Annotated in this window: 13 protein-coding genes; 9 read left to right on the forward strand and 4 right to left on the reverse strand. The window is 67.6% G+C overall.

The window, feature by feature from the left end; genetic code table 11:
• Positions 1-2: 2 nt before the first annotated feature.
• A complete protein-coding gene (locus CLG96_RS11895; protein WP_133175395.1) occupies positions 3-782 on the reverse strand; it encodes a hypothetical protein in 780 nt (259 codons plus the stop codon).
• 59 nt (positions 783-841) lie between these two features.
• Here CLG96_RS11895 and CLG96_RS11900 point away from each other — a divergent pair, with 59 nt between their 5' ends.
• The 8 genes from CLG96_RS11900 (at position 842) to CLG96_RS11935 (ending at position 8,131) form a co-directional block, all read left to right on the forward strand.
• Positions 842-1,777: an ABC transporter substrate-binding protein gene (locus CLG96_RS11900; protein WP_243395789.1), complete on the forward strand. Its 936-nt coding sequence runs from the start codon at positions 842-844 to the stop codon at positions 1,775-1,777.
• On the forward strand, positions 1,774-2,310 hold the full coding sequence (locus CLG96_RS11905; RefSeq protein WP_107968210.1) for a type II secretion system protein GspJ: 537 nt from the start codon (positions 1,774-1,776) through the stop codon (positions 2,308-2,310). The genes CLG96_RS11900 and CLG96_RS11905 overlap by 4 nt, the downstream gene beginning before the upstream one ends.
• A 5-nt stretch (positions 2,311-2,315) precedes the next feature.
• On the forward strand, positions 2,316-3,200 hold the full coding sequence (locus tag CLG96_RS11910) for a type II secretion system minor pseudopilin (RefSeq protein WP_107968211.1): 885 nt from the start codon (positions 2,316-2,318) through the stop codon (positions 3,198-3,200).
• Between the two features lie 73 nt (positions 3,201-3,273).
• Positions 3,274-4,875 carry an MFS transporter gene (locus tag CLG96_RS11915; RefSeq protein ID WP_107968212.1) on the forward strand — a complete coding sequence of 534 codons (1,602 nt, stop codon included), beginning with the start codon at positions 3,274-3,276 and terminating at the stop codon, positions 4,873-4,875.
• Positions 4,876-4,933: 58 nt separating this feature from the next.
• Positions 4,934-5,974, forward strand: coding sequence for an alanine racemase (alr, locus tag CLG96_RS11920; RefSeq protein WP_107968213.1), 1,041 nt, complete (start codon positions 4,934-4,936; stop codon positions 5,972-5,974).
• Positions 5,971-6,771, forward strand: coding sequence for an MlaE family ABC transporter permease (locus CLG96_RS11925; RefSeq protein ID WP_107968214.1), 801 nt, complete (start codon positions 5,971-5,973; stop codon positions 6,769-6,771). The genes alr and CLG96_RS11925 overlap by 4 nt, the downstream gene beginning before the upstream one ends.
• Before the next feature lie 12 nt (positions 6,772-6,783).
• Entirely contained in the window at positions 6,784-7,545 is a 762-nt protein-coding gene (locus CLG96_RS11930; protein ID WP_107968215.1) for an ABC transporter ATP-binding protein, read from the forward strand.
• Between the two features lie 40 nt (positions 7,546-7,585).
• Positions 7,586-8,131, forward strand: a complete 546-nt coding sequence (locus CLG96_RS11935; protein ID WP_107968216.1) for a peroxiredoxin — start codon at positions 7,586-7,588, stop codon at positions 8,129-8,131.
• Positions 8,132-8,211: 80 nt separating this feature from the next.
• On the opposite strand, the gene CLG96_RS11940 is transcribed toward CLG96_RS11935, so the two are convergent.
• The gene (locus CLG96_RS11940) at positions 8,212-9,387 is read right to left on the reverse strand and encodes an acetyl-CoA C-acetyltransferase (protein ID WP_107968217.1); all 1,176 of its coding nucleotides are present in this window, start codon (positions 9,385-9,387) and stop codon (positions 8,212-8,214) included.
• Positions 9,388-9,457: 70 nt separating this feature from the next.
• Positions 9,458-10,405, reverse strand: a complete 948-nt coding sequence (locus CLG96_RS11945) for an alpha/beta fold hydrolase (protein ID WP_243395757.1) — start codon at positions 10,403-10,405, stop codon at positions 9,458-9,460.
• A gap of 127 nt (positions 10,406-10,532) precedes the next feature.
• Between CLG96_RS11945 and phaR the strand changes: the two genes are divergently transcribed.
• The gene (gene phaR, locus CLG96_RS11950) at positions 10,533-11,105 is read left to right on the forward strand and encodes a polyhydroxyalkanoate synthesis repressor PhaR (RefSeq protein WP_107968219.1); all 573 of its coding nucleotides are present in this window, start codon (positions 10,533-10,535) and stop codon (positions 11,103-11,105) included.
• A gap of 82 nt (positions 11,106-11,187) precedes the next feature.
• Here phaR and CLG96_RS11955 read toward each other — a convergent pair whose 3' ends face one another.
• A complete protein-coding gene (locus CLG96_RS11955; RefSeq protein WP_107968699.1) occupies positions 11,188-11,769 on the reverse strand; it encodes a nitroreductase family protein in 582 nt (193 codons plus the stop codon).
• Between the last annotated feature and the right edge of the window lie 89 nt (positions 11,770-11,858).

Here is an 11,858-nt window from a genome sequence, read left to right on the forward strand (position 1 = left end):
CCCTACAGATTGGTCTCCAGCACCAGCCCGCCGGGCGTGGAGGCGAAGGGCAGCGCTTCGGCGCCGTCCGCCGTGACGCGCAGCCGGAGATGGCCTTCGGGCGAGACGCTGCCCTCGATCAGCTTGCGCCGGCGTTGGCCCTGCGGCGCGAGAGTGAGTTCGCTGCCTTGGTCCGGCCCTTGCGCGGCGATCGCGACGAGCGGCGCCACCGCAGTCGCGACGCCGCCCGCCTTGAGCCCGCAAGTGCCGGCATCGCTCAATATCTGGCCGGTAAAGCCTTGCGCCTTACCGCCGATCGCGGCGCGACGCAGATCGATGTTCAGTGGCATATCGCAGCTGAAGGGCAGATCGGGCGCGATCGCGGCGAGCAGCGCGCCCGAGGCCTGGCCGCTCACTTGTTCGAGCAGCACGCCATCGGCACGGATAAGGGCCTGGCCCGCGACATCGCTGCCGGGGCCGGTTGTCTGCCAATCGAGCGCGAAGCCGAGGCGGGCGATCGAGCGGAGCGGCGCCCAGCGCCAGCCGAGGCGGGCGCCGCCCGGCACCGAGGCCTGGCCATTCCAGATCGTGCCGCCAATATCGGTGAAGCCGGCCGAGCGGGGCAGGACGAGCGCGGCGGGCGCGGTCGCGACCAGCGCCGCCAGATAGGTGCCGAGGCCGATCGACGCGAAGATGAGGATGCGCTGCAGCCGGCGCGAGACGACAGGAGCCTGAATTGGAAATGGATCGGCGACAATATCTGGGCCTTGCAGGGTCGGGCCTTCTCCTGTCCGCAATGTCATCACTCGTCGCTGTTCCCTCTTTGGCGGCGTCGAAGCGGCGCCAGCCGGCTGCCTTGCTCGTGCCGCTCAGCGGCGCATCCGCCGCACTCGGCCTTAGCATGCAGCGGGCGGCCGCACTTGCGCAACCGATCGATGGGCGCGACGCGCAGCTTTTCGTGTTTGACACGGGCGGCACGGCGGAAGGCGCGCAGGCGGCCGCGCGGCAAGCGATCCGGCGCGGCGCGAAGCTGATCCTGGGGCCGCTCTTCGCTGCCGAAGTGCGGCCGGTGCTGGCCGCTGCCGGCGGGCGGGTGCCCGTGCTGAGCTTCAGCAATGACGATTCGCTGCACGACAGCGGCGCCTTCCTGCTGGGGCTGACGCCGTCGCAGATGACGGGCGCGATCCTCCAATATGCCCGCAAGCGCGGTGTCCGCACCGTCGCCATGCCGGCGGGCGAGGGGAACTGGGCGCGCGCCGCGGCGGAAATGGCGACGCGGTTGCAGGGCGAGATCGGGATCAGCCTGATCACCGTCGCCGGGACCGATGCGGCGGCGCTCAGCCAGGCCAATGGCGGTGAGCTTCCCGACGCGCTGTTCCTGCCCGATGGTGGGGCGGGCTTCATCGCCGCCGCCCGCGCGCTCAAGGGCAGCGGCGTGCAGATGCTCGGCACGATGCAGGCGCTGGACCATGCGCCGGCATCGCTCGCCGCGATCGAGGGGGCATGGCTGGCGGCACCCGATCCGGCCGCCTTCGCCCAGTTCGCGCGCGACCATCAGGCGCGCAACGGCGGCGCGCCCGGCGCGATCGCGGCGCTTGCCTATGATGCGGCGAACATCGCCAAGTCGCTAGCGACGGCAGGGCAGGTCGATCGCGCGGGCCTGCTTGCCGGTGCCGGCTTTCCGGGCGTGACGGGCGCGGTGCGCTTCCGCGCGGACGGGACATGCGTGCGCGAGCTTTCGATCCTCGTTGCGGGCGCGGAGGGCTATAGCGCCGTCGATCGCAGTGCTTCGGCATGAGCAGGCGGGCGGGCGAGGCAGGCTTCACGCTCATCGAACTGATGATCTCGCTCGCCCTGTTCGGCCTGATCGCGCTGGCAGGCGTGGCGCTGGTCGATAGCGTGCTCGGCATCCGTGCGCGCACTGACGGGCGGCTGGAACGGCTGGGCGACATGCAGCGGGCGATGTTCGTGCTGACCAACGATATCGAGCAGGTCGCGCGTGGGCCGGTGGTGGGGACAAGCGAGACGCTGTCCTTCAGCCGGCACATGGCGTCGGTGACGGGCCTGCCCGTGCCGGTTCATTATGCGCTCGCCGGCGGCACGCTCGGCCGCAGCCTCGGCACGGGCGGCACGCAGCGGCTGCTGACGCACGTATCGGGGGTGCATTGGCGCTATTATAAACCGGGGCAGGGCTGGCTCGATCGCTGGCCGCCCGGTCAGGACCAGGCGCAGGCATGGCCCGCCGCCATCTCGGTCGACATCATGCTCGATGGCGGGCCGGGATCGAGCGGCCTGCTGCGCCGTGTCGTTGCCTTGCCGTCGCGGCCATGAGGGGCATGCGCAAAGCGGCCGGGCCGGAAGGCGAACGCGGCATGATCCTCGTCAATGTGCTGCTGTTCGTCGCGATCGCGAGCGGGATCGTGATGCTGATGATCACGGCGGAGGATGGCGCGCTCCAGCGCGCGACGCGGCTCAGCGAGGCGGCGCATGCGCAGGCGGCGGCGAATGGCGGCGAGCTTTCCGCGATCGTGGCGCTGCGCCGCGACGGGCTGGTGGCCTTCGATACCGACAATAGCCGCGAGCCATGGGCCGCGCTTGCCGAGCGCGCGGCACCGATCAAGGGCGGCAGCTTCGATCTCGCCATCGCCGATGCACAGGGCCGCTTCAACGTGAACCTGCTGATGAAGGACGATCCGGCGGCGTTGCAACTGTTCGGCCGGATCGGGTCGGCGCTGGGCATCCAGCCCGAGCTGATCGCGCAGGCCATCACTCATATTCGGCTGTCCGGTCCGATTTCCGATCTGGGCCCGCTGAGTGGCGCGGCGGCGCTCAAGCCCGAGCTGCTCGCCCGCCTGTCCGGCCTCGTCACCGCGCTGCCTCGGGATCGGGACACGAAGATCAACGTCAACAGCGTGAGCGAGGATCTGCTGGGTATCATGCTTGACAATCCGGTGGCGGCGCATGGGCTGATCGAGCTGCGCAAGCGGCGCGGCTGGCTGACCCAGGCCGATTTCGATGCACAGCAGGCGCCGCTGCCGCCGATCGCGGGCTTCACCTCCGACATCTATTGGGTGCGCAGCCGCGTGACGATCGGCGATACCAGCCGGCAACTCACCAGCCTGCTCGTGCGGCAGCGCGATGCGCAGGGCGTGACGGTGCGCCCCGTCGCGCGCTGGCGCGGTGTCGCCGTGCCCGCCCAGGCGCCGCCGCTGCCTTTCTGATCCCGTAGCCCAGGCGGTTGCAGGCGGAGCGCGGCCAAGCGTAACATCCCCTCCAAAGAACAGGAGAGGATGGATGGCAAGCATCGTGGCGATCGGCGGCGAGTCGGGCGGGCGGGGGCGCGACCTGCTGGTGATCCTCGCATCGACGCTCGGCACTATCTTCGAATGGTATGATTTCTTCGTCTACGGCACGCTGGCGAGCATCGTCGCCAGCCATTTCTTCCCATCGGACAATCCCGCCGTCAGCCTGCTGATCTTCCTGGCGAGTTTCGGCGTGGGCTTCGGCATGCGCCCGCTCGGCGCCGTGCTGTTCGGCGTGCTGGGCGACAGGTTGGGCCGCAAATATACATTTCTGGTGACGATCGCGCTGATGGGCGGGGCGACGGCCGCGGTGGGCCTGCTGCCCACCTATGAGCGGATCGGCGTGGCGGCGCCGATATTGCTGGTGCTGTGTCGCGTGCTCCAGGGGCTCGCGCTCGGCGGCGAATATGGCGGGGCGGCCATCTATGTCGCCGAACATGCGCCGCGCGGGCGGCGGGGTTTCTACACCAGCTTCATCCAGGCGGGCGTGATTGGCGGTTTCCTGCTCAGCCTGATCGTCGTGCTCGTCGCCAACGCCTTTGTGGACAAGGCGGCCTTCGCCGAATGGGGCTGGCGCATTCCCTTCCTCTTTTCGGTCGTACTGCTTGGCGTGTCGCTGTGGATCCGGCTGAAGCTGAAGGAAAGCCCGGTCTTCAAGGCGCTCAAGGAAGCGGGCGAGACGGCGCGCAACCCGCTCAAGGAAAGCTTCGATAGCTGGGGCAAGGTACGGCTGCTGTTCGTCGCCCTGTTCGGCATCGCGGCGGGGCTGACCGTGATCTGGTATACGGGGCAGTTCCAGGCGCTCTATTTCCTCCAGAATGCGCTCAGGATCGAAGATGTCTCGGCGCGGCTGATCGTCGGCGCGGGCGCGGTGGTGAGCCTGTTCTGGTTCATCCTGTTCGGCTGGCTGTCCGACAAGGTGGGGCGCAAGAGGCCGATCCTGATCGGCTATGCGCTGACGATCCTGCTGTTGTTCCCGCTGTTCCACTGGATGGCGGCCTCGGCCAATCCCGAGCTGGCGATCGCGATGGCGCGCAATCCGGTGGTCGTGACGGGCAGCGAATGTCGCTATGATCCGTTCGAGACGAAGATGCAGGAAACGGCCTGCGGGCGCCTGCTCGATGCGCTGTCACGGAAGGGCGTCGCCTATAACAAGGTGGCGGGGCCGGAGGCGCGCGCGCCCGTGGTGACGATCGGCGGGCGTACCGTCGACGCAGCCGATCCGGTGGCGCTCGATACGGCGCTGAAGGCGGCCGGCTATCCGCTTGAAAAACGCACGCCTTCCTTCGGCCAGGCGGCGCGCATCGTGCTCGCGCTGGTGGTGATCGGCTTTCTTTCGGGGCTGACCTACGGGCCGGTCGCGGCGCTGCTCGTGGAGCTTTTCCCGGCACGGGTGCGCTACACCTCCATGTCCGTGCCCTATCATGTCGGCACGGGCTATTTCGGCGGATTCCTGCCCTTCATCAGCCAATATATAGTGGCGCGCACGGGCGATCCCTTTGCCGGGCTCTGGTATACGGTGGGGGTGGTGGTGATGGCGCTGTTCGTCACGCTCTTCTGGCTGCCGGAGACTGCCGGGCGCGACCTGGATTGAGCGAGGAGGCGCGTCCGCCTCTTGCCCTGTACGGGCTACGCCCTCTATCGCGGCGCGGATGCTGCCCGCCGATCCGCCTCTGCGCCTGCTCCTCGATGGCGATGCGCTGATCCGTAACTGGCGCCATCTGGCGCGGCTGGGCGGAGCCGCGGCCTGCGGCGCGGCGGTGAAGGCCGATGGCTATGGGCTGGGCGCGCGCGAGGTGGTGGCGCGGCTGGCCAAGGCGGGATGCCGGGATTTCTTCGTCGCGACATGGGCCGAGGCGGATGCGCTCGGCGCCCTGCCGGAAGGGGCTATGCTCTCCGTATTCCATGGTGTGCGCGCGGAGGATATGGCGGCTGCGCTCGCCTCGCCCGCGCGACCCGTGCTCAACAGCGCGACGCAGGTGGCGCGCTGGAAGGCGGAGGCGTCGAGCCGGCCATGCGATGTGATGGTCGATACGGGCATGAACCGACTGGGGCTGACGCTGGAGGAAGCTGCGTCGGGGCTGTTCGACGGGCTCGTTGTCGAGACGCTGCTCAGCCATCTCGCCTGCGCCGACGAGCCCGATCATCCGCTGAACGTCCGGCAGCGCGATGCCTTCCGCGCAGTCCGCGCACGGGTTCCAGCGAAGCGCTACAGCCTCGCAAATTCGGCGGGAATCTGCCTCGGCGGCGATTATGCCCATGATCTGACGCGCCCGGGCCTTGCCCTCTATGGCGGCGCGCCTGCGCCGGGCGTGGAGATGGCGCAGGTCGCCATGATCGAGGCGCAGGTGCTGCAGGTGCGGACCGTGGCCGCGGGCGCCACGGTCGGCTATGGCGCGAGCTTCACGGCGCAGCGCGACATGCGCCTCGCGATCCTCAATCTCGGCTATGCGGATGGCTATCTGCGCGCCTTCGGGGAGCAGGGCAGCGTGCGCATCGCGGGCGAGACGCGTCCGCTGGTCGGCCGCATCTCGATGGACCTGATCGCGGTCGATCCCGGCGCGCTTCCGATCGGCGAGGGGGATCGCATTTCGGTCGATTACGAGCTGCCGCATGCCGCCGCCGTAACGGGTCTCTCGCAATATGAGTTGCTGACCGGCCTCGGCCGCCGCTATCAGCGCTGCTGGTCATGACAGTTTCAAGCCCCGCCGCCGCAATTGCCGGCCTGCTCGTCTGGATCGGAACGCCTTTTCTCGCTGCGCTGACGGCGGTGGGGCGGGTGACGATCTTTGCTTTCCGCACGATCGTGCGCGCGCTGACGCCGCCTTATTATCCGGCGCGGCTGCTCGATCAGCTCGCCCATATCGGCTGGTTCTCGCTGCCGGTCGTGGGCCTGACCGCGATCTTCACGGGCGCCGCGCTCGCGCAGCAGATCTTTGTCGCCGGATCGCGCTTCAGCGCGCAATCGACCGTGCCGGCGGTGGTGGTGATCGGCATGGTGCGCGAGCTGGGGCCCGTGCTCGTCGGCCTGATGGTGGCGGGCCGCGTCTCCTCCGCCATGGCGGCGGAAATCGGCACGATGCGCGTGACCGAGCAGCTCGATGCGCTGGTGACGCTCCGGACCGATGCCTTCCGCTATCTGATCGCGCCGCGCCTGTTCGCCTCGTTGATCGCACTGCCGATCATGGTGCTGGTCGCTAATGCGATCGGCATTTTCGGCGGCTATCTGATTTCGGTGCATAAGCTGGGCTTCAACGCGGCCAACTATTTGGGCGTGACGCGGCGCTATCTCAATTCGGACGATTTCGCGATGGCGCTGGTGAAGGCGGGGGTGTTCGGTTTCTTCATGGCGCTGATGGGCTGCTATCATGGCTATCACACGCAGGGGGGCGCAGCCGGCGTGGGCAATGCCACGCGCAACGCGGTCGTTTCGGCCTTCGTGCTGATCCTGATCGCGAACCTCGTCATCACCGTGATGGCATTCGGCTGAGGCGCGGGACAGATGGCCAGCCCCGCCCCCAAGATCGTCCTCGACGGTGTGACCAAGAGCTTCGGGCCGATCAGCGTGCTCGACGGCGTGAATCTTTCGATCGATCCGGGCGAGTCGCTCGCGATCATCGGCCAGTCCGGCAGCGGCAAGTCGGTGACGCTGAAATGCATACTCGGCCTGATCCAGCCCGATGCGGGATCGATCCGGGTCGATGGCGAGGAGATTATCGGCCAGCGTGGCAAGGAGCTGGAGCGGCTGAGGGCCAAGTTCGGCATGTTGTTCCAGGGTAGTGCGCTGTTCGATTCGCTGCCCATCTGGCGCAACGTGACCTTCGCGCTGACACAGGGGCATCATCGCGATGCGGCGCGGATGCGCATGATCGCCGAGGAAAATCTGGAGCGGGTCGGCCTCGACGCGAAGATACTCGACCTCCGCCCCAGCGAGCTTTCAGGCGGCATGCAGAAGCGCGTGGCGCTCGCCCGCGCGATCGCGCCCCGGCCCGAGATCATCTTCTTCGACGAGCCCACCACCGGGCTCGATCCGATCCGCGCGGACGTGATCAACGACCTGATCGTCAGCCTGGTCGAGGATCTGGGGGTGACGGCGCTGACGATCACGCATGACATGGCGTCCGCGCGCAAGATCGCGCACCGCGTGGCGATGCTCTATCAGGGCAAGATCATCTGGCGTGGTCCGCGCGATCGGCTTTACGATTCAGGCAACCCCTATGTGGATCAGTTCGTTCAGGGCCGCGCGGACGGGCCGATAAGCTGAAGCTTCCCGTCCGCGCTTACCCTCGAGCGAGGAGGCGCAGATGCTCGGACGGCCAGTCCCCCATGTCACGTTGAAAACCCGTGTCCGCGACGAGAGCGTGGGCGGTCCCAATCCTTTCCGCTGGCAGGATGTGGACACGGCCGATCTCTTCAGGGGGCGGCGGGTGGTGCTGTTCGCGCTGCCGGGCGCCTTCACGCCCACCTGCACGGTCGAACAATGCCCGGCCTATGAACGCAGCTATGACGATCTGCGCGCGGCGGGGGCGGACGAGGTCTACTGCCTGTCGGTCAACGACGCCTTCGTAATGTATCAATGGGGCAAGTCGCTCCATCTTTCGAAGGTCAAGCTGCTGCCCGACGGATCGGGCGATTTCACCCGGCGGATGGGGATGCTCGTGCGCAAGGACCATCTCGGCTTCGGCGAGCGGAGCTGGCGCTATGCGATGGTGGTCGATGACGGCCGGATCGTCGGATGGTTCGAGGAGCCGGGTATCAATGACGATGGTGTGGACAATGATCCCTATGGCGAGAGCGCGCCCGAAAAGGTGATCGCCTGGCTGAAGGCGCATCCGAGAAAGCAGGATTGATCCGGCAAAGAAAAAGCCGCCCCCGCAAGGGGGCAGCTCTTTCCATGGACCGAAGCCGGATCAGTGCCGGATCGTCGGGATCATGCTCGCTCGATGCACATGGCGATGCCCATGCCGCCGCCGATGCACAGCGTGGCGAGTCCCTTCTTCGCGTCGCGCTTGGCCATTTCATAGAGAAGCGTGTTGAGGATACGCGCACCGCTCGCGCCGATCGGATGGCCGATGGCGATGGCGCCGCCATTCACATTGACGATCTCGCCATTCCAGCCGAGCTCCTTGCCGACCGACAGCGCCTGCGCGGCGAAGGCCTCATTGGCCTCGATCAGATCCAGATCGGCGACCGTCCAGCCCGCCTTGGCCAGCGCGCGGCGGCTCGCCGGCACAGGGCCGATGCCCATATAGGCGGGATCGACGCCCGCGGTCGCCCAGGATGCGATGCGGCCGAGGATCGGCGCGCCGCGCTTGGCCGCCTCGTCCGCGGTCATAAGCACCACTGCGGCGGCGCCGTCATTGAGGCCGCTGGCATTGGCGGCGGTGACGCTGCCATCCTTCTTGAAGGCGGGGCGCAGGCCCGAAATGCTGTCGATCGTCACCCCGGCGCGGATATATTCGTCCTCGACGACGATCGTCTCGCCCTTGCGGGTCTTGATCGTGACGGGCGCGATTTCGTCCTTGAACCGGCCGGAGGCGCGGGCCGCCTCGGCCTTGTTCTGGCTGGCGACGGCGAACTCGTCCTGATCGGAGCGGGTGACCTGATAGCGTTCGGCCAGATTCTCGGCCGTGATGCCCATATGATAATTGTGGAAGGCGTCGGTCAGCCCGTCCGCCAGCATCGTATCGAACAGGCTGATCGCGCCCATCTTCGCGCCTCCGCGCAGATACTGCGCATGGGGCGCCATCGACATGCTTTCCTGCCCGCCCGCGACGACGATCGAGGAATCGCCCAGCCGGATCGCCTGCGCCGCGAGCGCCACCGCGCGCAGGCCGGAGCCGCAAAGCTGGTTGATGCCGATCGCGGTCGCCTCCTGCGGGATGCCGGCATTGACCGCCGCCTGACGGGCCGGATTCTGGCCCTGGCCGGCGGTGAGCACCTGGCCGAGAATGACCTCGTCCACCTCGGCCGCCTCGACTCCCGCCTGGGCGAGCGCGGCCTCGATCGCGACGCGGCCCAGCTCATGCGCGGGTGTCGCGCCGAACGCGCCCATGAAGCTGCCGACGGGGGTACGCTTCGCTCCGGTGATGACGATGTCAGACATTGTCTCTGCTCCTAGGGTCGATCCGTGTTCATGGCTAACGGCTCTGTTTCCCCTGCGCCTATCAGCAAATTCACGAACGTAAAAGCCAATGGGCCAGCGGTTCCCACAGGCTGGTGCGCGCGCGGCTGCCGACAACCATGCCGACATGGCCGAGATCGAGCATTTTCCGCTCTCCAAGCTGGGGGGCGCTGGCCGCCGGCACGATCCGGTCTTTCGAGGAGATGATATTCAGCACCGGGCAAGACAAGGCCGCAGGATCGACTGGCGCGCCGCCTACCTGCCATTCGCTGCGGCCGGGAAGATCGGCAGTGAAGAAATCCTCGATCAGCTCGCGGCCTGCAGCGTAGGTGAGCGGGGGGCCGTCGCTTGCCCAATCCTCCAGCGCCACGAAGCCGCGCGCCGTGTCGCTGTCCGGATCGACGGTTGAAAAGCCTTCGAACTTGGCGATGGTGCGCGTCCGGTCGAGCTGCCAGAAGCTGGTCTGGAGCACCTCGATCGGCAGCAGGCCGAGATGATCGGCAAGCGGCGCGGCCCGCTCCCACAGATCGGCGAGGAAGCTGCGCGCGCCCTCCGGGAAGCCGGAAAAATGCCAGGGCGTCGCGAGAAGCACGAGCGAGCGGACCGGAGCCCGCGCGGCGGCGGCCAGCGCCATCGTGCCGCCTACGCAATAGCCGGCGAGCGTGGCGGGCTCGCCCAGCGCGTCGAGCATCGGCAGCAGCAATTGCTCGACATGGCCCGCGACCGACATGTTGCGATCCTCCGCGCCCGGATCGCCCCAATCGACCAGCAGCGGGCGGACGCCCTGCGTGGCGAGCCAGCGGAGCAGGCTCTTCTCCGGCGTCAGATCGAGCACATTGGGCGGGTTTATCAGCGAGGGAACGAAGACGATCGGCGGCCCTTCTCCGCCATAGTCGCGCAGCCGCGCCCGGCCGGCTTCGGCGACGACCGGCATGGCGGGCGGGCGGGGTGGGCGGGGCGCATTCTGATAGGCGCGCAGGCCCTTCAAAGCGGCGCGCATCCGATCCGGATTTTCCGCAGTTTCGTTGCGCAGCAAGTCCAGGAAAAGAGGGAGCGGACGCGGCCTGTGTTGCGGCGCGTCATGGGATGGTGCTAAACTCGCAGCATCGAGAGGAGAGGTATGCGGCATGGCCAAGACGTCTGATGGCTCCGGTTCGGTTATAATCAAGAAATATGCGAACCGCCGTCTTTATAACACCGAAACGTCGAGTTACATCACGCTCGAGCATCTCGCCCAGATGACGCGCGAGGGGCGCGACTTCAAGGTGATCGACGCGAAAAGCGAGGAGGACATCACCCATAATGTCCTAACCCAGATAATAATGGAGGAGGAGAATCGCGGGCAGACGATGTTGCCGGTGAGCTTCCTGCGGCAGCTGATCTCGCTCTACGGCGATTCCATGCAGTCGATGGTTCCGCAATATCTGGAGGCGTCGATGGATGCCTTCCGCCGGAACCAGAACCAGTTCCGCGCGGCGATGGAGGGCGCCTTCGCCGGCGGTCCCTTCGCAGAGATCGCCAAGCGCAACATGGACATGTTGGAAGCGGCGGCGGCGGCGTTCAAGGGGATTCCCGGCACGGCCACGGCCAAGCCGGCGGCACCTGCCGCACCCGCGACTGCCCCGAGCAGCGACGATCTCGCCGCGCTCAAGGAACAGCTCGCCAGCCTCCAGTCGAAGATCGACAAGCTGGTGCAGTAAGCTCCGGGCGGCGCTGGGTCAGGATTGATCCGCCATTCCTGTTCTTGCAGGGATGGCGGACCGATGTTCGGAAAGCTCGGCTCTAGCCCTGCCAGACCGACACGACCGAGTCATAGTCGGGGCGTGGGCGCTCCTCCAGCTCGCGGCTGGGCGTGCCGATGAAGATGAAGCCGGCGATGCGCTCCTCTTCCTTCGCGCCGAGCGCGCGGTGGACAGCGGCGGAATAGCTGGCCCAGCCGGTCAGCCAGCTGGCGACGAAGCCTTCGGCATGGGCGGCGGTCAGCAGGTTCATGCAGGCGGCGCCGGCGGAAAGCTCCTGCTCCCAGACCGGAATATGGCTCCCCTTGTCGGGTGCAGCGAAGGCGATGACGAGCGTCGGCGCCTGCCGGGCGAACTGGTCCATCGCCTCCAGCTCCAGCCGGCCGGCCCCGGGCTTCTCCTCCAGATAGGCGGCGCGCAGCAGCGCGGCGAGCGCGTCCCGCCGTTCCGCGGGCACGATCAGAAAGCGCCAGGGGGCGAGCTTGCCATGATCGGGCGTGCGGATCGCGACCTGGAGGATGCGTCGGAGCTGCGCCTCGTCCGGCCCCGGCGCGACCATGTCGCGCGGCTTGCCGGAGCGGCGGGTGGCGAGAAGGGCGGCGGGCGAGGAGCGATCGTTGAACATGGCCATCGCGGTACCAGCGTCATCGACGCGCAACAATCTTCTTCACACGCGCAATCAAAGCGCTAGTCTGCCCCGCAATCGCGCCGGGC

The sequence above is a fragment of the Sphingomonas oleivorans genome, from assembly GCF_003050615.1.
Lineage (GTDB): Bacteria > Pseudomonadota > Alphaproteobacteria > Sphingomonadales > Sphingomonadaceae > Sphingomonas_H > Sphingomonas_H oleivorans.

Coding starts and splice junctions, on each gene's coding strand:
- CLG96_RS11945 (WP_243395757.1), bottom strand. CDS start 10,405: ATGCGCGCCGCTTTGAAGGGCCTGCGCGCCTATCAGAATGCGCCCCGC.
- CLG96_RS11930 (WP_107968215.1), top strand. CDS start 6,784: ATGGCCAGCCCCGCCCCCAAGATCGTCCTCGACGGTGTGACCAAGAGC.
- CLG96_RS11910 (WP_107968211.1), top strand. CDS start 2,316: ATGCGCAAAGCGGCCGGGCCGGAAGGCGAACGCGGCATGATCCTCGTC.
- alr (WP_107968213.1), top strand. CDS start 4,934: ATGCTGCCCGCCGATCCGCCTCTGCGCCTGCTCCTCGATGGCGATGCG.
- CLG96_RS11940 (WP_107968217.1), bottom strand. CDS start 9,387: ATGTCTGACATCGTCATCACCGGAGCGAAGCGTACCCCCGTCGGCAGC.
- CLG96_RS11915 (WP_107968212.1), top strand. CDS start 3,274: ATGGCAAGCATCGTGGCGATCGGCGGCGAGTCGGGCGGGCGGGGGCGC.
- CLG96_RS11895 (WP_133175395.1), bottom strand. CDS start 782: ATGACATTGCGGACAGGAGAAGGCCCGACCCTGCAAGGCCCAGATATT.
- CLG96_RS11925 (WP_107968214.1), top strand. CDS start 5,971: ATGACAGTTTCAAGCCCCGCCGCCGCAATTGCCGGCCTGCTCGTCTGG.
- CLG96_RS11905 (WP_107968210.1), top strand. CDS start 1,774: ATGAGCAGGCGGGCGGGCGAGGCAGGCTTCACGCTCATCGAACTGATG.
- CLG96_RS11955 (WP_107968699.1), bottom strand. CDS start 11,769: ATGTTCAACGATCGCTCCTCGCCCGCCGCCCTTCTCGCCACCCGCCGC.
- phaR (WP_107968219.1), top strand. CDS start 10,533: ATGGCCAAGACGTCTGATGGCTCCGGTTCGGTTATAATCAAGAAATAT.
- CLG96_RS11935 (WP_107968216.1), top strand. CDS start 7,586: ATGCTCGGACGGCCAGTCCCCCATGTCACGTTGAAAACCCGTGTCCGC.